This window comes from Pseudoalteromonas sp. C8 (genome assembly GCF_011378685.1).
Taxonomy (GTDB): domain Bacteria; phylum Pseudomonadota; class Gammaproteobacteria; order Enterobacterales; family Alteromonadaceae; genus Pseudoalteromonas; species Pseudoalteromonas arctica.
In genome coordinates, this window is record NZ_WTKT01000013.1 from 108,639 (window position 1) to 133,499 (window position 24,861).

Genomic DNA, 24,861 nt, shown 5'->3' on the forward strand with positions numbered 1-24,861 from the left:
TTTAAAAATACAAAATTGACAATACAAAGCGTGTGGTTCAGCATGGCGGGCAGTAAAAATAAGAGAAAATACGATATGAGTAACGTAGTAAGAGTTGGTGTGGCGGTTATCATAAAGCATCAAAACACAATTTTACTAGGTGAGCGCATTGGCGCGCATGGTGCTAATACATGGGCAACACCTGGTGGGAATTTAGAGTTTGGTGAAAGTGTTGAGCAATGTGCAATACGAGAAGTGTTTGAAGAAACTGGTTTAAAGGTAAGTAAAATTACTAAGCTTGATTTTACCAATGATATTTTTACAGCAGAGAACAAGCACTATATTACGCTGTATGTAAAAGCTGACTTTGAAGGCGGAGAGCCTGAGCTTAAAGAGCCTAATAAATGTTTAAAGTGGCGCTGGTGCGATATTAATAATCTACCAACGCCACTGTTTACATCACTAAAAAATTACTTATCTGAGGCTGTACTAGCCTAGTTATTTTGTTGGCGGTGTCGCTGGGCTTAACTCTAGTTTACTAAAGCTTACTTGAGCGTAATCGCCATTTTGTTTATCTGTAGACCAATCGCCAGTACCTAAACAACCTGGGTACCAAATACCTTTCGCGCTTTTAGTACTACATTGGTTATAAGCGCCTGCTTTAAAGTAATGCCAATCTGCTGCGTAGCCATGTGGATGATCTTTTTCGTCCACTTTGCCATAAGCATCTACGTTATTACCTAAGTTAATAGAGTAGTTAACGTCTTCTTTGCCTTGTGCGCTAAATGTAAGGTGCATAACATTTTTATACACATTTACCGTGTAGCTAAATTCTTCACCTAGTGCAATACCGGCACCGCCTGGCTCGTTAGGGTTTTCCCATGTATTACCCCAAACAGGGTAAGTAATGTCTGTACGGTCAGGATTCGTTTTAGCTAAGTTACGTTCATAGTTCCAAAAAACTGAGCCTGTTTTATGTCCTGGCCATTTTTTGTAATATATTTTAAGTGGCTCATTGCCCCAGCCATAACCAAGCTTGGTATCAATAAGTGCTTGATCTTTACCTGCGTGAATTTGCCCTACAACAACCGAGTAAGCTGCTTTTTTATCAGGATCAGTCGCACGTAGCGCAACGTGATCTACTTTTAACGTTGCTTCCATTTTTCCACCAACGGAGCCAAATCGGTCAGATAGCGGGTGAACAGCCAAAGCAAAGTTGTTTTTAGAGTGTTTAGTTTTAATTTTAGTATTTGATCCACGGATCATTTGTCTAAGTTCACTACGGGTATTAGTAGAGTTAGCACTTGTAAGCGCTTTATTAGGGGAGGTAAATACCATGTAGCCTTTACCATCAAGATAGAAAAAATCAGGGTGTGCGTAAGTCTGAATTTCTTCTACATCTATTTCATCAATTTTACCGTCGTTGTTTAAATCTACTGGTACATTTATTTTCCAGTGTGATAAATCAAACTTTGTTGCAGGTACCGGCGCATCGCTTTGCTGATTAGTGCTTTGGGTACTTGAACAAGCGGTAAAAAGTAAAGGGGTGATAACGGCTAAAGCCGTAAGTTTAAATGTGGATGTATTTTTTATCATTATTGTCTCTGTGTGATGAAGTAAAAATTGTGCGGTACAGGCATCGCTTAATCTCAATCTAGCATACCAATTTAACAATTAAAACTTACCAATTAGTAAAATTAAATATTTTTTAAATGATTTTTTGTTATACCAATTTGGTTTAGGTGTTTTTTAACGGCTTTTATGGAAGTGTTTTCGGTATGTATTTTTTATGTGCTTGGCTCTTCATTTAGTGATGTTTAACGTAGATTTTGGCGCTAATGTGTAGTCTATTTTTTGGGGGGGAGGAGATTTTTAATTTTGTAGTTTGCTTTGCCGCGTTTAGCAAATAACTAAATAACCACTGCCAATAACTAATGTCGGGCTTTAACTATGGTTAGTGCTGCATGTTAGTCGTGTTTGGTAATAAAAGTTGCCACTTGTTTAAAATGGCATGGTATTCACCATTTTCTTTAATGTTACTTAATGCGTCAGAAAGTGCTTTAGCTGTTTTAGGATTAAGTTGATTACTTGCTGCAAAATTAAGTGAAGAGGGGAGATCGCTTAAATGAATTCGTTTTGTTATTAGGCTAGGATCGAGTCCTAGGCTTTTTAGCTCGTTATTAAGTGTAAGTGTATTAGTTACTACAAAGTCGATCCGGTTTTTATAAAGCATTTGCCAAAGTTGATTATAGTAACTGACCAGTATTAAATTGTTATTTTCGGTAAAGCCTTTTTTCTTTAAGTAGGCTTCGCTCAGGTAGCCACGAATGGTTGCTACTTTATACTCTTTAGCAAAATTTAAGTGAACAACTTCATCTACATGGCTTTTTAAGCTAATTAAATAAGCATCTGCAAAATACACTTCGCCTAACCATGTATATTTATTAATCCGCTCTGGGGTTTTTAACAAAGACAACATTATGGCGTTGGTATTTGTTTTATGCTCTTTAAAAACGCGGGCCATAGGCATTATTTCAAAATTAGCGGTTAAGTTTGTTTGCTTCACAACTGCTTTGGCAATGTCGACTAAAGCGCCGCTTACTTCACCTTGCTGATTTTTAAAGTGATAAGGAGGAAGGTCTTCAGCTATAAAAGTAACCGAATCGGCGTTACACAGGGGGCTATATAAAATAAATACAAAAGCACTTAATAAAACACGCAAAAACATAAAAAATCTTTTAAAGCAATAATACACCTAGTGTAGAGAGTATTAACTAAAACATATATATATTATGTTTATATAACGTAAATAATTTGCATTTACTTGGCTGTACTTGCTGTTTTGTATTTTATAAATTGTAATGGCGAGCATTTATGCCAGCGTAAAAAAGCTCGATTAAAAGAGCTTTGATCTTTAAATCCTAAAATATTAGATAAATCAGCAAGTGGCATGCTGGCTATTAATGTATCTGCACGTTTTTTACGTTCTTTTTCAAGTAGCTGAGCAAAGGTTAAGTCTTGTTGTTTTAAGCGTCGTTGTAGCGTTCGGGGTGTTAAATTAAGCGCATCAGCTATGCCTATTAGGTTGCAGTTTTGCAAGGTAGTTTTAGCTGTAAGTAACTGATTAACTTTATCGTCAATACACTGCTGGCTTTTAAAGTTAGAGAGTTGCTGCTCTGACAATTGCTTAAAAGTAGAATTAATAATGGCGTTATCGGTTTTAAAGGGCAGCGTTAAATAATGGCTCGGAAAGCTAATTTGATTATATTCAGCACTGCTTTTTACAGGGCATTTAAACCATGATTCAAGGGCGCGCCTTTGCGATGGCAACCAATTATAAGTGAAACTAATACTACTTGGCGAAAGCGTTAAATTTATTAACTGGCGAATCACACTTACCCACGCGGTCATGTTTCGTAAAACAACATGCTCATTACAACTTTGGTGAGCAATCCAACGAATAGTTGCTGTATCAGTATTTAGTTCAAACTTGGCTTTACCAATATCAGCCACCAAGCTGTCGTAGCTTAACAATGCTTTAATGGCACTGCTTAAGTTATCGCTTGATTCAATTAAGTAACCTAAAACGCCGTAGTCAGCAGTGCGAATTTGCTGACCTAGGGTAAAACCAAAAAGAGGATCGTTAAGTGTTTTTTTGCCATAAACTAATAAAGCATTGTAACTATTTAAACTAATACGCGGCGCTAATTGATGGGTACGCTGATTACTAAATTCGTCAAAGCTAATAGCGTGCAAAGCCGTTTTAGTATTAATGCCTTGTGCTTGTAAGTAATCAAGAATACTTGAAAAGTAATGATCAGCCAATGTGTGCATTTGTCATCTAAAGCTAAAAAATAGTCGTGTATTAGCAAGTTTGCCACGTTAAATTTTTATATGCTAGTTGAATGCCTAATAACCTCTTGCTGTAAAAATGATACTTATAACAATAAAACAAACGCTTAATGCACAGCCACAGCAAATAATAAGCACACTATTGGATCATCAACAGTTGCATCGATTTTTTAATGCCAAATTTACGCTGCTACAAGCACAAGACGAAGGGCAAATAGAAGGCGGAAAAGGAGCTGTTAGGCAAGTGAAAATAGGTAAAATAACTTTTTCAGAGCAAATAATCAGTGCCGATCAAAATCAGATCAGTTACCAAATAGTAGGCGATAAACCAGTAGCTAATCATCGAGGCGATATATACCTCAGTGCAAATAAAGACATCAATACTTTAGTTACCGAACTTAACTATTGCATAAGCTGCTCAGCTCCATGGTGGATGCCAAATGCATTACTTAAATATGTTATTACAAAAGATATAACCCAAGCGTTAAACAATTTAAATAATTATTTTTTGGCGGGTAAAGTATGAACTCAGAAATTATTTTGCTCGCTCTTAGCCCAATATTTTTGATATTTGTTTGCTGTGAGTTTATTAAGTTTAAGCGCTATTACGACATAAAAGATAGCCTAGCAAATACAGTGTTAGCGCTATTACACCAAGGCGCAGATGCTGTTGCGTTACTGCTGTTAATGCCTTTATTTAATTGGTTGTATGACTATAGATTGTTTGATATTGAAGTGAGTGTATTAAGTATTGCATTTGCATTTTTACTGCAAGATTTTTTGTATTATTGGTTTCATAAAGCATCGCATCATATTCATTGGTTGTGGGCTGCACATGTGGTGCACCATAGCTCAACTAAAATGAATTTCACCACCGCATTTAGGCAAAGCTTAATGTACCCCGTAGCCGGTATGTGGGTGTTTTGGCTACCTATGATTTTAATTGGATTTGAACCGCTAACAGTATTTAGCGTGGTTGCATTAAATTTGGCGTATCAATTTTTTGTACATACTCAAATAGTAGGTAAGTTAGGCTGGTTTGAAAAAGTATTTAATACGCCTTCGCATCACCGAGTTCATCACGCAATAAATGCAGGTTACCTTGATAAAAACTTTGCAGGTGTACTTATTATTTGGGATAAGTTATTTGGCACCTTTGTAGAAGAAGATAAATCAAAGCCTTGTAAATACGGCATTATAGGGCAGCTTAATAGCAATAACCCAGTCGTTATTACGTTTCATCAGTGGGAGCACTTATTGAAAAGTGTTTATAAGGCCTCGGGAATAAAAGCTAAATGTAGAGTGCTATTTGGCTACCCTACAAGTAGCATTAAATATAAATAATATTGAAAAAGTTAAAAGTAAAACTGCATAGCTAAACTCATTGATGAATTATGGCTATGCCATTGAGCATGCTGTACTTTGCTGCGCAGCGATACATTGCGAGAAACAGCGTAATTCCATGTTATAGCTATTTCGCTGTGCTTACTTGCTGCGTTATCAGTTAGCCATAATATATTGCCAGTTAAAGCGAGTTTATGGTTATTGTTTATTTGCCAAATTACACCGGCTTCGCTGCCTATTCCAGTACTAAGTTGGTCGGTTATATCGCCTGTATTTAGCTCAAATTGACCAAGAATATAGCCGTGTACATTATTAGGATCGCCATAAGATTTACCATAACCTCCTTTTGTAAAAAAGCGGCCTAAACGTTTATTGTCACTTGGTTGTCGGTCAAAGCCCATTTTAAAGTTCCACGACCAGCTATCAAATACGCGGTTATCGGGTGCAAGCGACATAGCATCTAATAAGTAAAAATGTTCAATATCTGCATTTCCTTCGTCAGTAATAGCGGCTTCCAAATCAAAAAAACTAATTTGTGCACCCGCTATAAAACCTTCTGGCCTATCTAGTAAGTCATGATACGCAAGCCTATAGCCAAAATTTGTAAGGTTTGCTTGGTTATTATTTTGTACCCTACCTAGCGATACTTTAGAAGAACCATGACCTTGCTCTGGGGAAGCAATAGGACGGTTTGGCTTAGTAAATGGCGAAGCTACATTATATTTGCTGCGCATTAGGAGTAGCTTAGTTAGTCGCGGGGCAATTTCTTCACGATTTAACGCTTTATCGTAAAATTCAAAATTTAACCATTCATACGCCATTTCTAATATAGCGACTAATTGCGACTGTGAGTAATTACGAGTATTGAGGGAGCCACCTTGCATTAACTCTCTTGCATCATCAAGTTGTTCGTCAGTCATTTGAGTAGAGTAATGGTAAAGCTTAGTACCAAAAGCAGGGCGGTAATTAGGTGTTTGTAATAAGTTGTTATTTCTTAGTACTGCAACGGTATCTGATGGAATAGCTTGCATATTAAATGACGATGTTAAATCAAGGTCCTCTTGTGCAAGTTGTAATAATGCAAGTAATTGGTAAGAGCAGTTTTCATCAATAAAAAAGTAATCGAATGTAGCTAATTGTAGCTCCCACAAGTGCAATAAAATAAGCTCTACCTGTAGCTCTGATAAATTAAGTTTGTATTCCCAAATATCACGAGATTCTAAATCATTATATTCGCGTACTTTTTTATAGTACGGCATAAGCGAAAACTTACCTGGGTAGCTGCCAATCAAGCCTTTTAATGCGTACATGGCTGCGTTGTCTGAGCCATCAGGCTCTGCTGCAAAGTTAACGGCAAACGCGAGCAACTCTTTATGGCGAGTCTGATCTTTTGCATCAATACGAAGTAAAGTGTGGCCAAACATTGATGATGGGCTATTCATAAATGCAGTTGGAAAAACTAACGTAACCCCTTTAGGGTTTATTATTTTTTGCCACGCCTGTAGTTCTGGGCAATTAAGTTCGGGCCAGTTATTTTTAATTTTTGTTTTTAGCCATTTATAACGTGCAGGAAACTGACAACGATATTGTGTTGTTTTTGGGTCAGTATTTTTACCACTAAATGCAGCTATAGTGGCTTTAAGTTCGTCATATGGGCTTGTTTTACCTGTAGGAGATAAAAAAAACTCAGCACTGTCTACTTCACTTTTCCAATCACCTAATGTGGCCAAGCGGTAGTGACCTAATTTAAGCCAGTAAGGGTGTGTTGCTAATGTATTTGTTTCAATACTTTGAGCGTTTGAGTAAGTACTAAAAAGAGCGAGCAGTAAACCAAATAATATTTTTTTCATAATCACTAAATTACAAAAGCCGCTAGAGAAATACTCCAGCGGCTTTATTTATACGTATAAAACCGGCTAATTTAGCTGATTAAGAAAGAGTATAAGAAGCAAGTTGTGCGTTACTTGCAAGAACAGTGTTTAGGTTTTCTAAAACTGTTTGTGAAGTTACGTTTTCAGAAGTAAATACTGAAGAAAACTGTGCTTGAGCAAGCTTATTGAACGCTGCTTTATCTTGATCTGCAACACCCCAAGCTTCAGCTAGAGTAGCTAAAGTTTCGCCTTCACCTTTTGACATATCACGAGCAAGTTGCTCCATGTTACCGTCAATGAATAAAGCGATTTTTTCTGAAGAAGTTACTGTACCAGTACCATCACAACCAAGAGTACCAAAAGTGATACCAAAAGTTTGGTTACCAGATGTACCATTTGTTGTAGCGCCTAAAATTTTAACGCCTTTACCTTGCTGACCAGCAAATAACATAGAACCAAGACCACAACCAATATCTTGGTCAGCCATTGCGTTTGAGAAAGGAAGTAAAGATAGAGCTGCTACTGCGATTAGTTTTTTCATTTTCATAAATCCATATATGATTGTCTTTATTTAGGGTAAATAAAGTTCGCGGAAGATTTTAACAGACTTGCAGAAAAAAGGAACAGGCTAAAACATGAATATTTTACACTCTAATTTTTAAATATATTAAAGTTAATGTCAGGATAAAAACCAGCCTAGTTTCCACTTTTTATTGAACTGGTGGCGGTTTTTTACTTCTTGGGGCACCTAATAAAATACAAGTATGGCAAATACATACAGATAAAAATGCACTAATACCTAATGCACCGCCATAGCCGTCAAGTTTTGGTACAAGAAATTCAAATAAGATTGAAAACAAAATAGATGAGCTTGCTACAGTATAAATACCAAATCGATGTGGGGCGCTCATACCTATGAATGTGCCGCCAAAAAATACAATTGCGTATAAATCGGGGTTCAAATTTAAAGCGCTAAAAATTAAATAAGCAATAATAGAAAGTGAAGACGACGCTCTAACCCCGTCAAAGCGACTATGCTTAGCTAAATAAAATGTTAAAAAAGCCCCAAGCAGTACAAGTAATGGATATTCAATACTCATAATACAATTCCTTTGGCTAATACAAAAAGTGCCACGCTTGCAAAAGCTACGCTGCCAAGCTTGCCACCAAAACCTGTAAACATATTCATAGTAAGCACATACAAACTTGAGCCAATAAGCGAAATAATAGCAATTTCCCAGTAACTGGTAATTAAATGAGTTGAACACATGCCTGCAAAGCTACCAGCATAAATTGCAGCATACGGATGGTTTTTATAATGTGCAGGAAAAGGAATAAACGAGCCAATAAGCCCCGTTAGCGCAGCAGAAATCACTAAAGGTAATGCAAAAGTAGTGTGCATAGCAAAGCAAGCTACAAAGCCTAAAAAGAAAGTGATGAATTTTAAAAGTAAGAATTTAATCATAGCGGCGCATTTTAAACTAATCCTTTTGCGCTTTCTAATACTCTCTAACAAATAAATGTTATAAGTAATTACAAACTTTAAAAGCGTGTTTTTTAAACGGCTTTTAGGTATTAAATATGCTTAATAGTGCCGCTGTTAATGTTCTATAAATCACAAGTTATGTATAATGGCGATAATTTAATGTATTAAAGTGTTAACCAAGGGTTATTTATGTCTAACTGTTTACATCTGGCTATTCCGGCTGGCGATTTAAAAGTGGCTAAAGCGTTTTATTGTGACGTACTAGGCTGTAAAACGGGTAACAGTGAAGAAGGTCGCTGGGTAGATATAGATTTTTGGGGTAATGAACTTACCTTGCACCAGAGTGTTGAGCGCTTACCAACAGTTCGCCATGATGTAGATATGGGAGCTGTGGCAGTACCTCACTTTGGGATTCACTTATCTGAAGATGAATTTAACGGGTTAAAAACACGTATTGAAGATGCGGGTATTGAATACTTAGATAAACCATACCGCCGATTTATTGGTGATGAGTTTGAGCAAGAAACGTTTTTTATTGAAGATCCAAATGGCAATGTGCTTGAAATGAAAACCATGGTAAACCCAGAGGTTTTATTTAAAAAAGTATAAATGCTGTTGTTTAAGGTAAGCTAAAAAAACCACTTTAATAAGTGGTTTTTTTATAACTATTAATCAGTGTTTTGATAAATTAGTTAATATTTACAGGTGAAAAAAATTACACTACATGCATGATTTTTATTCACTCTACAATGTAGGTATAGACACGTAGACTTAATTTCAATTCTCATACTTTATTGTTATTTATGCTGCTTAAACTCATAATTGCACCTTTGCTTATTTTACTAATAACATTCGCCCAAAAACGCTTTGGTAGTTTTGTTAGCGGCATAATTCCTGGCTTGCCTATTACCTCTGGGCCTATTTCTTATTTTATAGCATTAGAGCAAGGTAAATTATTTGCAGCTAACTCAGCGGTGGCCTCTCTTTATGGTATGAGCGGTATAGGCTTATTTTGTTTTAGTTACTTGGTTGTATCACGAAGGTTTGGAATGCTTAAATCGCTTTTTACAGCGTTGAGTATTTGGTGTGTATTTAGCGTTATTACTTTATTTTTACCAGTGAATATTATTGTGGCGAGTGTGGTTTCGCTTTGTATTTTACTCGGTTTAACTATTATCTCTACAAAGCTAAATATATCAGTTGATGCAAAACCATTAAATGCCCGCTGGGAGCTTCCGGTAAAAATGATATTAGTGACGAGCTTTATCGTGCTTGTTACGTTTATATCGCAGCATATAGGGTCTGCATGGAGCGGGTTAATATCTACCTTTCCGGTTATTTTGGCGGTAATGGGCAGTGTTGCCCATTTTAGTGACAAACAAGCCTCAACGTTTAAAATTCTTAATGGCGGTATTATTGGTTCATTAGGTGGATGTGTATTTTTTGCGGTGATTGCGTTTATGTTAAAACATAACTTTATGATTTGGCAGGTGTACGCAACAGCTGCCATTTTCTCAACGTTATTTACTATTATTTTTAGCCAATTTATTAATCGCCAATTTACCAAGCAAGCTATGCTAAACACCAAAAAAGCAGTGCTTAAGATTGACTCGCTCGGTTAACTTACATATCTAAAGCCATTACCTAGTTATGTAGTTGAATTAACATTTCACTGGGGGTTTTATTAAAGTGGCGTTTAAATTCGCGGCTAAATTGCGATGGGCTGGTATAGCCAACCTTTAATGCAGCTTCGTTGGCTTTGCTTCCACTACTGGTTATAAGCTCTTTAGCTTTAGCTAAGCGTACTTTTTTTAAATACTGCAAAGGTGACTCAAATGTTACTTGCCTAAAAGCACGATGGAACGAGGATACGCTCATGTTTACATCTTCAGCTAATCCTTCAACTGTAATTTGATTGGCATAACTACTGTGCATAGTTGAGAGCGTACGGGCGATACGCGCATAATGCCCATCATGCATAGCAAGCCCTATTAAAGTATGTCCTTGTGGACCACAAAGTACACGATATACCAATTCTTTTACTATATCTTCGCCAAAAACATCAGCCTCAATAGGGTTATTAAGCACGCTAAGTAAACGGTGGGTTACTTGCTCCATTGCGCCATCTATTTTAGCCGATTGAACGCCACTCATTTGCCCAGTAGTGAATGGCTTATGTGTACCAATTTGGTTTACTAATTTATGTAACATTACCGGGTTTATATCTATAACAATACCCATAACAGGCAGGTTGTTATCGGTAAAAGCTTCGCATTCAAGTGGCACTGGTACACCTAAAACAAGGTAGTCGCCCTCACCATATTTTATTTGATGATCAGGAAAATGAATTATCTTATGTCCTTGCCCAACAATAATAATACCTGAGTTATATATAAGTGGTTGGCGCGGCGAGCTTTTACTTGCACGATGAAAATACACACCTGGAATAATGGTTTCCATGTTGCCTTCAAAGTTAAGTAAATTATTGTGCTCTGCAAATTTTTGCATCATTTTGGCTATTGAGGACATTAAAACTTCTACTATCGTACGAATTTTGCGTAAAATATCAATCTTGACAGTTTTAGGCAAGCTTTTGCGAGTTATTGAGCTTTTTTTATGTTTGTTTTGCCACTAATATGCACTCATTGAAGTTTAGCTTAGTTAGTAACTAAGCATTATATTTAGTATTTAACCGTCACCTAGGAGCAAAATAATGAAATTTAGCTACGTAAACCCAACACTTATCCAGTTCGGCCAAGAACAAATTGCCTCACTAACTGATTTGATCGCAAAGGATCAAAAAGTACTTGTAGTGTACGGCGGCGGTTCAATTAAAAAGAACGGCGTGTACGACCAAGTTGCAGCAGCACTTGAAGGCTTTGACTGGGTTGAGTTTTCGGGTGTTGGCGCTAACCCAACTATAGAAGTACTAGACCAAGCAGTAAAAATTTGTAAAGAACAAGGTATCGACTTTGTACTAGGTGTAGGCGGCGGTTCAGTAATCGACGGCGTTAAATACATTGCAGCATCTGCAGTTTATGATGGCGAAGGTTGGGATATTCCTACTGGTAAGCACACTATTACTAGCGCATTACCAATTGGTGCAATATTAACATTGCCTGCAACGGGTTCAGAGTCTAACCAAAACTCAGTTGTGAGCAAAGAAGCAACAAAGCAAAAACTACCGTTTGCATCACCAGAAGTACTTCCTAAATTTGCGATTATGGACCCTGATGTAATGAAAACATTACCACAGCGCCAACTTGTAAATGGTTTAGTAGATGCATGGGTACATACCTGTGAGCAGTACCTAACATTCCCTGAAACAGCATTGGTTCAAGAAGGTTACGCAGAGGCACTTTTAAGAACGCTTAAAACACTGGGCGATAACTTTGAAAACCAAGACGACGCATGGCGTGCAAACCTTATGTGGGCAGCTAACCAAGCACTTAATGGTTTAATTGGTTCTGGTGTATCGCAAGATTGGGCAACACACATGATTGGCCACGAGCTTACAGCTGCTTACGGCGTTGATCATGCTCGTTCACTTGCTATTGTTCAGCCTTCTTTACTACGCAACCAATTTGCAGTTAAAAAAGCAAAACTAGAGCAAATGGGTAAAAACGTATTTGGTCTTGAGCAATCTGACGATTTAGCTGAGAAAACAATTTTAGCAATCGAAGCGTTTTACCACAGCCTTGACGTAGCGACCCAGCTTACTGAACATGGCGATGATAAAGCCGCTGCTATTGACAATATTATTGGCAAACTTGAAGCACACGGCATGCTAGCACTTGGTGAAAACCAAGCTATTACGCTTAAAGAAAGCCGCGAAATTTTAGAGCAAGCAGTTGCTTAATTTTCAAAGCTAAGCGCTTACTTAAATATACTAAGTTTTAGCGTTAATAAAAAACCGTCAACCTTTAGGTTGGCGGTTTTTTTATGGTTTATTATAAATACTGCGTTGCTAATTAACCAATAAAGTCTGTATTAATGTTTTTTAATGATGATAGTAAACTGTACTCAACGGTTAGAAAAAATCTAACGATTAAATAAATTAAAACAGGACTAAACTCATGAAATTACTAAACACATTACTTAGCTCAAAAGCAGGCGTAGCAGCATTAATTTTACGAGTACCAGTTGGCCTTATTTTAGCGGCGCATGGTGCACAAAAACTATTTGCTTGGTTTGGCGGTTACGGGCTTGAAGGTACAGGTCAATGGATGGCAAGTATTGGTTTAGAGCCTGGCTATTGGTTAGCAATGATGGCAGGTAGCGCTGAGTTTTTTGGTGGCATTGCATTAGCAATTGGTTTGTTAACTCGCCCAGCTGCTGTAGTTGCCGGCTTTACTATGATGATTGCTATTTTTAGCGTACATATTAGTAATGGCTTATTTATGGCAAACAATGGCTATGAATACGCATTAACGTTACTTGTAGTAACTGTAGTTTTAGCAATTCAAGGAGCGGGAAGCTTTTCGCTTGATAACGTATTAGCTAAAAAACTCGCTAAAAAATAGAGTTTTTTAATTAGAAAAATAGCGGCCAATTTGGCCGCTATTTTTGTAGGTTAACTACTAAATTATTTAGCTGAAAAAGTTAAAGAATAGCTGTACTGCTTTTGCTCAAGTAAATACTCTTTATGAGTACTTGGGCTCCACGAATCATCGCCACCTACACCCATATGCTGATGATCAATGTGTACATGTACGCAATCATCAGCAATTAGTTCGTTAGTGTGTTTTGCTTGCGTTAGCGTACTTTGCGAATACTCGCTGGCTGCAAACAAAAACGCGCCAGTTACAGTTAAGTTATTAATACTCAGCAATTGGCAATCGCTACGCAGGCCATTATCAGTTGGAAATATATACGGTGTATGTAGCTCATTTAAGCTCAAGCTGTAATAACCTAAACGTGCTGCGGCTTTGCGATCTGGGTAGTTTTCAAAAGGCCCTAAACCTAGCCAGTTTATTTTTGTATCGCTTTGCTTGTTAAGCGTTGTACTTAGCCCTATACGCGGCATTGGCGGCAGAGTGTCGTTTAAGTGCACGTCAATGTTTAAGCTAATATTGCCGGTATTATTTAGTGTATATAGCCACTGTGTTTGAGCCTGTAGCACGCCATTAAATTCGTAATTAAATACACAAGTAATACGTACATCAACGCTTGATTGCACTGCGTGAATTGAGCTGCATGTGCGCTGCCATTGCCCTATACCTGCACGTAACCAACGAGCCTCCCATGCATTGGGGTCTAGATTGTCTACTTCGCTTACACCAATGTCGTTATCAAGTGGGGCACGATAAAAGTTATCAACCAGTGGGCTACTAATAACCTGAGTATCGTTTTGTAACCACTGCTCTATAAGCCCTGATTGTTGATTAAAAATCAGTTTAAATTTATCGTTTTCAATACTTAGTTGAGAGTCGGTTTCGCTAACACTTATAGCGTTTTGCTCAGATGATGATACAAATAACTTACTGCTTAAATTGTTACTATTTATAAGCTTAAACTGCTCTGAATCCATAACGTGATTAGCGTTTGCAAAGTGTGAGTCGTTAACTAATGCTACATCTAAATTAAGGTAATATTGCGCACCTTGCTCAAACGCTGTTTCAGTTTTAATAGTTAACGTGTGTGTACTTTGCGGAGCAATATTAAGTACATGCTCGCCTTGCTCAACACAGATGCCATTTTGCATTAACTGCCAAATAAGCTTTTCGTTATCGGTATGTCTAAATACGTAATCGCTAAATACATCAATGGTGTATTGGTTTTGATTTTGCTCACGCAATGTAAATTGTAAATGTTGCTGGCTGTATTTAGCTTCAAACAGGCTAGGGTGCGGTGTTCGGTCTGGGAACAATAACCCGTTTATACAAAATTGACGGTCATTTAGTTCATCACCAAAGTCGCCGCCGTAAGCCCAATAATGTTCACCGTTTTCGTCTGTTTTAGATAAACCTTGATCTACCCAATCCCAAATAAAGCCGCCTTGCAAACGCGGGTATTCTCTAAATGCTTGCCAGTAATCGTCAAAGCTACCTAGGCTGTTACCCATTGCGTGAGCGTATTCACATAAAATAAGTGGGCGAGTTTCACCCGGTAGGCTCAACCATTTTTTAATAGAGTATTTAGGTACCGCATCGTCTTTAATATCGGTATCTACACGGGCGTACATTGGACAAATAATGTCGGTAGCCGTTGTATTTGCGCCGCCGCCTTCGTATTGCACTGGGCGAGAGGGGTCAAAGCTTTTTGACCAGCCGTACATAGCATCATGATTTGCGCCGTGTCCGCATTCGTTTCCTAGTGACCAAATAATAATTGAGGTGTGGTTTTTATCGCGCTCAACCATTTGTGTATAACGCGACATAAATGCACCAGCCCACTGCGGATCGCTAGCTAAACGCCCCATAGGAAACATGCCGTGGGTTTCTATGTTGGCTTCATCTACTACGTATAAACCTAGTTCGTCACATAACTCGTAAAAGCGTGGATGGTTAGGGTAGTGAGCAGTACGCACGGCGTTAAAGTTATTTTGCTTCATCAGCTTAATATCTTCAATCATATCGGCGGTAGTAACTGTATGGCCGTTTTCTGGGTGGTGTTCGTGGCGGTTAACACCGCGAATAAGTAGCGGCTTGCCGTTTACACACAGTTGCCCGTTAAGCATTTCTACTTTTCTAAAGCCAATGTCGTAGGCTTCAACATCGACGGTATTGCCATGCTCATCAAGCAGACTTACAACGCAGCGGTATAAGTACGGGGTTTCGGCGGTCCATTTTTTAGGGCTTTGTATATCAATTGTTTGAAATACAACATCGCTCCAGCCACCTTTTTCATCAACACGTTTATTGTTAGTACTTTGAATTTGTGGCTCACATAGTGGTGTTTTATCATCAAAAATTTGCACTGCTACTTGGTAGTTATTCGGCGCATTAATCGCCGTTTTTGTATGTAGTGCTGCATCGCGATAGCAAGCGTCTAAATCGGGGGTTATAAACACATCACGTATTTGGTTTTGTGGTTTTGTAAGTAAGTTAACATCGCGAAAAATACCGCTTAGCCACCACATGTCCTGATCTTCTAAATAACTGCCATCGCTCCAACGAATAACCATAACGGCAATACGGTTAGTGCCTGCAACTAACAGTTCGCTTAAATCAAACTCGCTCGGTAAACGGCTATCTTGTGAATAACCCACCCACTGTCCGTTACACCACAGGTGAAACGCCGAGTTAACGCCTTCAAAAATAATATGATTACGCTGAGTTAGCTGACTTTCGCTTATATTAAATTCAGTGCGGTAACAGCCTGTAGGGTTGTCGCTTGGTACAAAAGGCGGGTTAACTGCAAATGGGTACTTAACATTACAGTAAATAGGTTTATCAAAGCCGTGTAATTGCCAGTTAGAAGGCACTGTAATACTTTGCCAGTTGCTGTTTAGTGTTTCACTTAGCAACGATTCATCAACCGCTTCGGGTTTATCAAATAATTTAAAGTCCCACTGACCGTTTAAACTTTGTTTTTGTGACTGTGTATTGGTGCGAGCATGGTCAACGCTTTTAAATCCATTGAGTGGGCTGTGCGCTTTTACTTGATTAACTTGTACTGAAATTGGGTTTTCCCAATCTCGGCGATTAATTATGTGCTGTAAAGAGGTCATGTTTATCCTATTGCTTAAGCGGGCAATTATAATGTGCTAAATATAGCTAAAAATAATCACAGGGGTTATGCTTAAAGCTCTCCTTTATTTATCCAAAACTATCATTGTAATTATGCGCTATAACATTAAAGACATACTCGATATTGGTCCGCGCTGTATAGAACGCTTTATTGATTCACAAACGCTCGCGCAAATGCCAAACCTTGAAATAGCACTTGCGGGTTGCTCAAACCTATCGGGTCGTTATTGTGTAGCACGCTCAGCACCGCTAGAACATACACTTTTTTATACGCTTGCAGGGCAGGGTAAATTAACAACACAAAATGAGCAGTACACACTTAATGCCAATACACTTATTGTGCTACCAGCAAAGCAAAGCTTTGAAGTGAAAATTGATGCTGAGCATTGGGATGTTATTTGGTTAAACCTTGCAAATACTAAACGTTGGCAGCATTTAAACTTAGCGCAAGCTTTGGTATTAACCGAGCAAAAACTTGAACCGTTACACCTTGCTATGGAGCTTTTATATAGCGAGCCTAATGCTAATTTACGCGAAAGCGTAACGCCTATTTTAAGTCATTACTTAAATGCTACGCTGCAAAATAACTCACAGGGTGCGGCGCATAACCGTTTAATTAGTTTATTTGAAGAGGTAGACAAGCGCTTGCAGTTTGATTGGACAATAGAGGTAATGTGCGAACATGTGCATTACTCATCGCCGCATTTGCATCGTTTATGCCAAGCGCAATTTGGTAAAAGCCCAATACAACAACTTATTTATTTACGCATTGAACGGGCTAAAAACTTATTGTTAAACACGGCTTGGCCAATTTCGCATGTGGCAAGTTATGTGGGGTACTCTAATATTTTTAATTTTTCCAAACGTTTTAAGAAGTCGGTAGGTGTGTCGCCAAGCGAATTTAGAAAATAACGTTAGCGGCTCTCTACATTTGAATAAATTTAAGGTATTGTGCGATTTCTTAAATTGCATTTTAGAGTTTTAGGTAGGTAATGCGCTCAAACCGTTTTTTAATAGTGATATTATTAGTGCTTGTACATAGCTTTATTAGCTGTGATGGTGCTGCGTATCATTTGCAAGAAGACGTTGATCACGTAACCAGTTCGTTATCGCAAGGCGACTCCACAGCCGATGATAACCAAAGCGATAAAACATCAACTACCGAGATTCATGCCCACCAACATTGCCATTGTGGCTACAACAGCACCTCTAGCCATTCAATAAGCCCAGAGCAAAGTAAAGCAACTTCGCCTGCGTGCTATAACGGGTTAAATTACCCGCCAGATGTACCGCCACCAAATTTTTATAGCTAGCTTTTAATTTTAAATACTTTGTAAAAACTGCCTGCGCTTGTGCGCTATTAGGCTAGTTATTTACATATTTAGGTTGCTTGATCGCGCTTGTTTTTAAAATAGGCGTAGTGATTAAGTTAACTCTGTTTGTTAAAAAACGGACACGCTATATGAATAAAAAACCAATTATGCTGGTGGCGCTAATGTGCGCGCTACCTGCTTTTAGTACTTTGGCGAATGTTAAAACATTAACCCTTAAGCAAGCGCTGAGTAATACCGAACAACAAAACCCGGTATTAAAACGCTACCCGTATCATCAAAAAATATTGAGTGCGCTTAAAACCCAAGCTGCTCTTTCGCCTAATCCTGTATTGAATGTTGAAGCTGAAAACTTACTGGGCACAAACAAGGCGCGTGGCATTCAAGGCGCTGAAATAACGCTCGGGCTTAGCCAACTAATAGAGCTGGGCGATAAGCGCCAAAGCCGTATTAATTACGCAACCGCCAATATTAAAGCCCAAGCAATACAGTATCAAAATACCCGTTTAGCCTTATTAGCAACCACTGCTGAGCGATACTACCAAGGGCTTAAATTTCAAACATTATTAAGTTTAAACAACGAGCGTAAACAGGTCGTAACCCAAGCACTTAAAGCGATTGAACAAAGAGCTAATGCGGGTGCTGCGTCGCAAGCCGATGTAACGCGCATGCGTTATGCACTTAGCCAAGTAGAGCTTGATAAAGCCATGCTTAATAGTGAATTTGAGCGAGCAAGTTTATCGATTAACGAGCTGTGGAGTGAGGAGCAACCCTACGATACTTTTGCTGGCAATATTAATGTAATTACTGCGCTTAAATCAGCACAAGCACTTTTAGATGCGGTTAACCAAGCCCCTGAATTTGCATTATTACAGCAGCAATATTTACAGCAAACAGCTAACTTAACACTGCAAAAAGCAAACGGAAAAACCGATATTAATATAGGGGGAGGCGTGCGCTATAACCAACAAAGCGACTCCAGCTCATTAGTGTTTTCGTTTTCTATGCCACTGCAATTAAGTAATTCAAATAGCGGAAATATTGCAGCTGCAAATAGTCAGCTCATGCTTTTAAATGAGCAGCAAGGGCAATTGCGCATCCAGTTACGCCAGCAAGTACGTACTTTGTACGCTTATTATCAAGGTCGAGCTAATCAGGCAAAGCTATTATCTGATCAAATTATTCCTCAGGCACAAACATTGATTGAGCAAAGCTTAAAAAGTTATCAACGCGGACAAATTTCGGTGTTGCAATTACTTGATGCTCAACAAGCACTTTTTGATTCTAAACGCACACTTATTACAACTCACGCAGAGCTGTACCAAGTGCTACTTACTCTTGAGCGTTTAACAGGCCAATCTTTAATTGAGACTCATCAATCATGAATAAAAATATAATCGCATTACTAGTATCACTTTCGTTTGCCAGCAGCTTTGTAAGCACAGATGTATTTGCCTCTGCTGAGCATGGCGAGTCAGGTCATAAAGAAACAGAACAACACGAGCAAAAGCAAGGTCCACACGGCGGCTTTTTATTAACTGACCCTAAATTAACCCTTGAGCTTAAATTGCAAGAATTTGCAGGTAATGTTGAGCTACGTGTATACGGCTATAAGCAAAATAAATCGATTAATATAAACGACTTAAACATAACAATGAGTTTAAAGCGCTTAGTTGAAGCCCCGCAAAATATACAGTTTGCAGCTGAGGGCGACTACCTTGTTAGCACGCAATCAATTAACGAACCGCATTCGTTTGCACTTACCGTTACTGCTAATTATAAAGGCGAGAGCATTAGCTATGAATACGACCAACACGAAGGCCGTACCACGTTAACAGAGCGAGCTATTGAGCGCGCAGGCATTAAAACCGAGATAGCGCAAAGTGGTGAAGTGGATATTACCGATACGCTTTTTGGCGTTATTGCACCAACACAACATGGCACGGTAGAAGTAATGGCGCCGTATGCCGGATTGATCAGTGATATTTTTGTAAGCATTGGTCAAAACGTTAAAAAAGGCGAAGTACTTGCCAATGTAACCAACCGTGAAACACTGCAAAACTACCCTATTAAAAGCCCTATTAGCGGCGTTGTAACCGAGCAATACTTAAAGCGTGGCGAGCTTGCAAGCACCAGCGCACTGATGCAGGTAGTTAACCTTGATAAAGTATGGGTTGAGTTATCTGCTTTTCCTGAAAATATTGAAAAACTAGCCATTGGTCAAAGCGCTAAGGTGTACGACTTACATCACCATTTAAATACGCAAGGCAAAGTGTTTTTTATAGCCCCAATGATGACTGGCGGGCACATAGCGCGTGCCCGTATAGAGCTTAATAACCCAGACGGGCATTGGCGCCCAGGCATGCATATAAATAGCGATGTAAGTGTGGCTAAAATAAATGCCAGCGTGCGTGTTAAGCCACAAGCAATTCAAGAATTTAACGGTCAACCCAGTGTGTTTGTTCGTAAAAATAATGTATTTGAAGTGCGTCCCGTTACCTTAGGTGCAAAAAATAGCGATTGGGTAGAAGTACTTACAGGCTTAAACGCAGGTAGCGAATACGTAACAGACAATAGTTATGTCATTAAAGCTGATATTTTAAAAAGCGGCGCAAGCCACGCTCACTAGGAGGCACCATGATTAATTGGATAGTTTCTTTTGCGGTTAAACGCCGCATGCTGGTGCTTGCGCTTACATTTTTATTTGCTGGATTTGGTGTATACAACATTCAAAATTTAGCAGTAGACGCAGTACCCGATATAACAAACGTACAAGTGCAAATTAATACCAAAGCGCAGGGTTTTACGCCATTAGAGGTAGAGCAACGCATTACTTATTTGGTAGAAACCGCCATGGCGGGCATACCTAAGCTTGATTACACCCGTTCGCTTTCGCGTTATGGGCTTTCGCAAGTAACGGTTATTTTTAATGAAGGCACCGATATTTATTGGGCGCGTCAGCAAATTGGTGAGCGTATTCAAAGTATTCGCTCCGACTTACCTAATAACGTAGAGCCAAACTTGGGTCCTATTGCCAGTGGTTTAGGCGAAATATTTACTTATAGTGTGCACGCCGCGCCTAATGCGTTAAAAGAAGATGGCACTGCTTACAACGCCGAAGACTTACGCACTTTGCAAGATTGGGTTATTCGTCCGCAGCTTTTAAAAGTAAAAGGCGTTACCGAAATAAACAGCCAAGGTGGTTTTGAGCGCCAATACCAAGTAGCGCCAGTGCCCGAAAAACTCATTGCCTATAAGCTTACTATTAGCGATGTAATTAGTGCACTTGAGGTTAATAACAGTAACCGAGGCGCAGGCTATATAGAGCGCTTTGACGGGCAATATTTAGTACGCTCGCCTGGGCAGCTTAAAACCATTGATGACATAGCCAATACCGTTATAGCTAAGCGCGACGATGCACCTGTACGCATTAAAGATGTGGCTAACGTGCTTTTAGGCAAAGAGCTTAGAACCGGCGCGGCCACTTATAACGGCGAGGAAACCGTGCTCGGCACCGCCATGATGCTAATTGGCGAAAACAGCCGCATAGTGGCAAAAGCCATGGCTGATAAGTTAATTGATGTGCAAAAAAGCTTACCCGCTGGCGTTATTGTTGAGGCAGTTTACGACCGTACTACTCTTGTTGATAAAACCATAGCAACCGTGCAAACCAACTTATTTGAAGGTGCCATTTTAGTGATAGTAATTTTGCTATTACTGCTGGGTAATGTAACGGGCGCGCTTATTACGGCAATGGTTATTCCGTTGAGTATGTTGTTTGCCGTTACAGGTATGGTAGGTAATCGCGTATCGGGTAACCTAATGAGCCTAGGTGCAATCGACTTTGGTTTAATTGTTGATGGCGCTGTAATTGTAGTTGAAAACTGCCTGCGCCAACTCGGTGTAGCTCAGCATAAACATGGCAGGCTACTTACTTTAAACGAGCGTTTAAATGTAGTGACCGCAGCCACCAAAGAAGTATTTACACCGGCTGTATTTGGCATTGTTATTATTATGCTGGTTTACTTACCTTTATTTGCACTAAGCGGCGTTGAAGGCAAAATGTTTCAGCCAATGGCGTTTACTGTAGTTGCGGCGTTAATTGGCGCGCTTATATTTGGCGTTACATTTGTACCGGCTGCTATTGCAGTGTTTGTTCGCGGTAAGGTTGATGAAACCGAAAATGCAGTCATGCGCGGCGTTAAAAAAGTGTATAAGCCATTACTTGGTATATCGCTTAAATTACCGTGGCTGATGGTGGGTATTGCCACGGCATTAGTATTGGTGCTTGGTTTTAAAGTTAAAAACATGGGCGCAGAATTTTTACCGAAACTTGATGAGGGCGATATTGCTATGCACGCGCTGCGCATTACTGGCACTGGTATTGAGCAATCTGTGCAAATGCAAAAAGAACTTGAACAAGCCATATTAGATCAGCCTGAGGTTGCTAACGTATTTTCAAAAATTGGTACTGCCGATGTAGCAAGCGATCCTATGCCGCCCAATGTTGCCGATACTTTTTTAATACTCAAACCGCAAGATGAGTGGCCTAATCCAGCACTCACTAAAGCAGAGTTGGTTCAACAAATTCGTACCCGTGTTAACGATGTACCGGGTAATAATTACGAATTTACACAACCAATAGAAATGCGCTTTAACGAGTTAATTGCTGGCGTGCGCGCCGATGTGGCACTGCGTATTTATGGTGATGACTTAAGCGTACTTAAAGAGTTTGGCGAAAAAGCCACAGGGCTAATGCGTAATATTGCAGGCGCTACCGATGTACGTTTGGAGCAAATGGAAGGATTGCCAACACTTTCGGTAACACCAATGCGCGACCACATGGCGTTATTGGGTTTAAGCGTAAACGACATTCAACAAACACTTGCCGCCGCTGTTGGCGGCGTGCAAACCGGGCTAATTTACGAGGGCGATAAACGCTTTTCGTTATTAGTGCGCCTTGATAAACGTTGGTCTAGCGATGTATCAGCACTTGCTCGTTTGCCAGTTGCTTTACCTAAAGATAGTAACCCAGAACTTGCGTTTGTACCGCTTGGCGAAGTGGCAACAATTAGCATTGAAAAAGGGCCTAATGAAATAAACCGCGAAAGTGGTAAGCGCAACGTCGTGGTAACTGCCAATGTAGAGGGGCGCGATTTAGCAAGCTTTGTAAGTGATGCGCAAGCGAGCATGAATGAATCACTTAATTTACCAAGTGGCTATTGGCTTGAATACGGCGGCACGTTTGAGCAGCTACAATCGGCAAGTAAGCGATTGTCGTTGGTTGTACCGGTCACTTTACTGCTTATATTTGGCTTACTGTACAGCGCCTTTGGATCGCTTCGTGATTCATTGATTATATTTAGTGGTGTGCCACTGGCATTAACGGGTGGTGTGCTTGCGTTATTGCTGCGCGATATGCCGCTTTCAATCTCAGCAGGTGTCGGCTTTATTGCCCTAAGCGGTGTCGCGGTATTAAACGGCGTGGTTATGCTGTCGTTTATTAAGCAATTACGAAGCGATGGTTTAAGCTTGTTTGATGCAATTCACAGCGGTGCATTACAGCGCCTGCGCCCAGTACTGATGACTGCGCTGGTGGCAAGTTTAGGCTTTATACCTATGGCGCTTAATTCGGGAACGGGTTCTGAAATGCAAAAACCTCTCGCCACAGTAGTGGTTGGCGGGATTATTTCATCAACTTTACTGACACTGTTAATATTGCCTGCGCTTTATAAGTTAGTACATTCTAAATTTACTAAAAAAGCAGAAGCTGAATTAGCTTAAATACTAGCTATTGATAATGTAATAAAAAAAGCAGCTGTACTTACAGCTGCTTTTTTATTTGGGTATTATTTAGCAAAAATACTACATTAATTATATTGAAACAAATTATCCCAACGCTCATCTAATATCGTTTTTGCGTGTTCTAAATTGATTGCGCTATACACATCACTAGTGCACGTTACCAAACGCATACGTACCAGCTTTTCAAGTGCGTCGCTAATTTCAAAATCAAGATCGCACTGGTATTTTCTTTTAAACCAATGCTCTATTTGTTCATCAAGCGTTTGGGCGGTTAAGCCGCTTTCTGATTTTAGTAAAAAGGTATACGCAAGCAGCGCTTCTTTTATGTCTTCTTCTTCGGCGGCGTCAATAAGCGTGTGAAAAACACCCGCGTTATTATCAAGGTTTTTAAAGTAGAGGTTATCGCTAAGCGCTTTCATAAATTTAATTTTACGGTTTTTAAACTTACTCCATTCTTTAAAAATAAAGCTGCCAAATACTCCCATGCCAATAGCAAAGGTAATAAAATGTTGTTGGGTCATTTCTACAGCTTCACTTCTAAAACCACCCCAAAAAGCAAACAGAGCAAGCAATAATACGATTGATGCGCCAAGTTTAGTTATAAGTACCACTGCACCGCCAACTAAAGCCGATGAGCCAATAATTGCTTTATCAATTGGGCGCATGCGTACTTCGCTATTAGGAAATAGCATTTCGAGATCGGCCTTTGGCACATTTTGAAACAGCTTTACTATGGTTGAACTTGGCTCAAATCCCATTGGCGTTTTATTTTTAGCTTCAAAATAAGCGCTATCTTTAAAGCGAATAAACACCGCAACTCGGTCGTAATTAGTAAAGTGCAGCGGCTTTTTACGCAAGCCCCAAAAGCTGGTAATAGTTTCAGTGAGTTGCGACTCGCCACGGCGATAAAAAACCACTTCTTCAAAGTCGTCAAATTCAACTTCAAGGCGCACCTTAAATAATGACTCTTCATTTAATGCATCTTGTAAGTCTTCATTGGTTATCACTTCAAAATTAGCGGCATTAAGCACCTTAGCAAAATCTTTAGCAAACTCATGTTGGCACTGCGCTTTTTGATCCGCCGATACTGGCGCTAACGATCGCGTGTCACTGTTGGGATCAAAAGGGGCGTAGTTGTTTTTAAGTGACTCAAGTGTTGAGTGGTAATCGTAATGAATAAGGCTTGCTAGTAAATCGCAAAATTGTTTAAACGATGTTTTTTGTGTACTGCTTTTAAGCTCTTCGCTACACATATCAACAATATCTTGCTTTCTAAAGGGAATAAAACGCGCACTTTGCATAAATTAATAACTACTGTGATAGGGAATCTAACTGCATGGGCACATAATAAAATATTCTTATGGATATTACTAATTTGTTAATGCAGTAGGGCGTATTGATCATTGGTGGTTTAATTTTCAGCAGTGTGTTTGGTTTTTAGGCAAGGCAGAGTCTATGTAGTGTGGTATTCCCCATAAATAAGGCGATAACGCAGCATAAAT

General features: G+C 39.3%; 22 protein-coding genes. 12 read left to right on the top strand and 10 right to left on the bottom strand.

What is annotated here, in order from left to right; translation table 11 throughout:
• Positions 1 to 75: 75 nt before the first annotated feature.
• Complete coding sequence (locus tag GQR39_RS13700; RefSeq protein WP_165735881.1) at positions 76 to 477, top strand: NUDIX hydrolase; 402 nt, start codon at positions 76 to 78, stop codon at positions 475 to 477.
• On the opposite strand, the gene GQR39_RS13705 is transcribed toward GQR39_RS13700, so the two are convergent.
• The 3 genes from GQR39_RS13705 to GQR39_RS13715 all read right to left on the bottom strand — a co-directional run bounded on the left by GQR39_RS13705 (position 478) and on the right by GQR39_RS13715 (position 3,813).
• The gene (locus tag GQR39_RS13705; protein WP_121955074.1) at positions 478 to 1,575 is read right to left on the bottom strand and encodes a polysaccharide lyase family 7 protein; all 1,098 of its coding nucleotides are present in this window, start codon (positions 1,573 to 1,575) and stop codon (positions 478 to 480) included.
• A 358-nt stretch (positions 1,576 to 1,933) separates the two neighbouring features.
• Complete coding sequence (locus tag GQR39_RS13710) at positions 1,934 to 2,707, bottom strand: transporter substrate-binding domain-containing protein (protein ID WP_165735869.1); 774 nt, start codon at positions 2,705 to 2,707, stop codon at positions 1,934 to 1,936.
• Between the two features lie 92 nt (positions 2,708 to 2,799).
• Positions 2,800 to 3,813, bottom strand: coding sequence for an AraC family transcriptional regulator (locus tag GQR39_RS13715; protein ID WP_165735870.1), 1,014 nt, complete (start codon positions 3,811 to 3,813; stop codon positions 2,800 to 2,802).
• Positions 3,814 to 3,910: 97 nt separating this feature from the next.
• Between GQR39_RS13715 and GQR39_RS13720 the strand changes: the two genes are divergently transcribed.
• Both GQR39_RS13720 and GQR39_RS13725 read left to right on the top strand, forming a co-directional pair.
• Positions 3,911 to 4,357 (top strand): SRPBCC family protein, encoded by a 447-nt coding sequence (locus tag GQR39_RS13720; RefSeq protein WP_165735871.1) that lies wholly within the window; start codon positions 3,911 to 3,913, stop codon positions 4,355 to 4,357.
• Positions 4,354 to 5,175, top strand: a complete 822-nt coding sequence (locus GQR39_RS13725) for a sterol desaturase family protein (RefSeq protein WP_165735872.1) — start codon at positions 4,354 to 4,356, stop codon at positions 5,173 to 5,175. Before GQR39_RS13720 ends, GQR39_RS13725 begins: the two co-directional genes overlap by 4 nt.
• A gap of 11 nt (positions 5,176 to 5,186) precedes the next feature.
• Here the strand turns inward: GQR39_RS13725 and GQR39_RS13730 are convergent, their stop codons facing one another.
• The 4 genes from GQR39_RS13730 to GQR39_RS13745 form a co-directional block, all read right to left on the bottom strand.
• Positions 5,187 to 7,025: a DUF4105 domain-containing protein gene (locus GQR39_RS13730; RefSeq protein WP_165735873.1), complete on the bottom strand. Its 1,839-nt coding sequence runs from the start codon at positions 7,023 to 7,025 to the stop codon at positions 5,187 to 5,189.
• A gap of 79 nt (positions 7,026 to 7,104) precedes the next feature.
• On the bottom strand, positions 7,105 to 7,587 hold the full coding sequence (locus tag GQR39_RS13735) for a DUF3015 domain-containing protein (protein WP_024589733.1): 483 nt from the start codon (positions 7,585 to 7,587) through the stop codon (positions 7,105 to 7,107).
• 169 nt (positions 7,588 to 7,756) lie between these two features.
• On the bottom strand, positions 7,757 to 8,146 hold the full coding sequence (locus GQR39_RS13740; protein WP_007587227.1) for a hypothetical protein: 390 nt from the start codon (positions 8,144 to 8,146) through the stop codon (positions 7,757 to 7,759).
• Positions 8,143 to 8,448 (bottom strand): hypothetical protein, encoded by a 306-nt coding sequence (locus GQR39_RS13745; RefSeq protein ID WP_007587218.1) that lies wholly within the window; start codon positions 8,446 to 8,448, stop codon positions 8,143 to 8,145. Before GQR39_RS13745 ends, GQR39_RS13740 begins: the two co-directional genes overlap by 4 nt.
• A gap of 273 nt (positions 8,449 to 8,721) precedes the next feature.
• Between GQR39_RS13745 and GQR39_RS13750 the strand changes: the two genes are divergently transcribed.
• Positions 8,722 to 9,141 carry a VOC family protein gene (locus GQR39_RS13750; protein WP_010554617.1) on the top strand — a complete coding sequence of 140 codons (420 nt, stop codon included), beginning with the start codon at positions 8,722 to 8,724 and terminating at the stop codon, positions 9,139 to 9,141.
• A 194-nt stretch (positions 9,142 to 9,335) separates the two neighbouring features.
• The gene (locus tag GQR39_RS13755; RefSeq protein WP_010554616.1) at positions 9,336 to 10,154 is read left to right on the top strand and encodes a hypothetical protein; all 819 of its coding nucleotides are present in this window, start codon (positions 9,336 to 9,338) and stop codon (positions 10,152 to 10,154) included.
• A gap of 22 nt (positions 10,155 to 10,176) precedes the next feature.
• Here the strand turns inward: GQR39_RS13755 and GQR39_RS13760 are convergent, their stop codons facing one another.
• Positions 10,177 to 11,061, bottom strand: coding sequence for an AraC family transcriptional regulator (locus tag GQR39_RS13760; protein ID WP_165735874.1), 885 nt, complete (start codon positions 11,059 to 11,061; stop codon positions 10,177 to 10,179).
• A gap of 184 nt (positions 11,062 to 11,245) precedes the next feature.
• Here GQR39_RS13760 and GQR39_RS13765 point away from each other — a divergent pair, with 184 nt between their 5' ends.
• Positions 11,246 to 12,391: an iron-containing alcohol dehydrogenase gene (locus GQR39_RS13765; RefSeq protein WP_007587207.1), complete on the top strand. Its 1,146-nt coding sequence runs from the start codon at positions 11,246 to 11,248 to the stop codon at positions 12,389 to 12,391.
• Between the two features lie 217 nt (positions 12,392 to 12,608).
• On the top strand, positions 12,609 to 13,055 hold the full coding sequence (locus tag GQR39_RS13770; protein ID WP_101216754.1) for a DoxX family protein: 447 nt from the start codon (positions 12,609 to 12,611) through the stop codon (positions 13,053 to 13,055).
• Positions 13,056 to 13,117: 62 nt separating this feature from the next.
• Here GQR39_RS13770 and GQR39_RS13775 read toward each other — a convergent pair whose 3' ends face one another.
• Positions 13,118 to 16,204 carry a beta-galactosidase gene (locus tag GQR39_RS13775; protein ID WP_165735875.1) on the bottom strand — a complete coding sequence of 1,029 codons (3,087 nt, stop codon included), beginning with the start codon at positions 16,202 to 16,204 and terminating at the stop codon, positions 13,118 to 13,120.
• A gap of 112 nt (positions 16,205 to 16,316) precedes the next feature.
• Here GQR39_RS13775 and GQR39_RS13780 point away from each other — a divergent pair, with 112 nt between their 5' ends.
• The 5 genes from GQR39_RS13780 to GQR39_RS13800 all read left to right on the top strand — a co-directional run bounded on the left by GQR39_RS13780 (position 16,317) and on the right by GQR39_RS13800 (position 23,338).
• Positions 16,317 to 17,135: a helix-turn-helix domain-containing protein gene (locus GQR39_RS13780; RefSeq protein ID WP_007378231.1), complete on the top strand. Its 819-nt coding sequence runs from the start codon at positions 16,317 to 16,319 to the stop codon at positions 17,133 to 17,135.
• Between the two features lie 80 nt (positions 17,136 to 17,215).
• Positions 17,216 to 17,536: a hypothetical protein gene (locus GQR39_RS13785; protein ID WP_008135125.1), complete on the top strand. Its 321-nt coding sequence runs from the start codon at positions 17,216 to 17,218 to the stop codon at positions 17,534 to 17,536.
• Positions 17,537 to 17,685: 149 nt separating this feature from the next.
• Positions 17,686 to 18,939, top strand: coding sequence for a TolC family protein (locus tag GQR39_RS13790; protein ID WP_165735876.1), 1,254 nt, complete (start codon positions 17,686 to 17,688; stop codon positions 18,937 to 18,939).
• Positions 18,936 to 20,183, top strand: coding sequence for an efflux RND transporter periplasmic adaptor subunit (locus tag GQR39_RS13795; protein WP_165735877.1), 1,248 nt, complete (start codon positions 18,936 to 18,938; stop codon positions 20,181 to 20,183). The genes GQR39_RS13790 and GQR39_RS13795 overlap by 4 nt, the downstream gene beginning before the upstream one ends.
• Before the next feature lie 8 nt (positions 20,184 to 20,191).
• Positions 20,192 to 23,338 (top strand): CusA/CzcA family heavy metal efflux RND transporter, encoded by a 3,147-nt coding sequence (locus tag GQR39_RS13800; RefSeq protein WP_165735878.1) that lies wholly within the window; start codon positions 20,192 to 20,194, stop codon positions 23,336 to 23,338.
• An 86-nt stretch (positions 23,339 to 23,424) separates the two neighbouring features.
• Here the strand turns inward: GQR39_RS13800 and GQR39_RS13805 are convergent, their stop codons facing one another.
• Positions 23,425 to 24,660: a TMEM143 family protein gene (locus GQR39_RS13805; protein WP_165735879.1), complete on the bottom strand. Its 1,236-nt coding sequence runs from the start codon at positions 24,658 to 24,660 to the stop codon at positions 23,425 to 23,427.
• Positions 24,661 to 24,861: the final 201 nt, after the last annotated feature.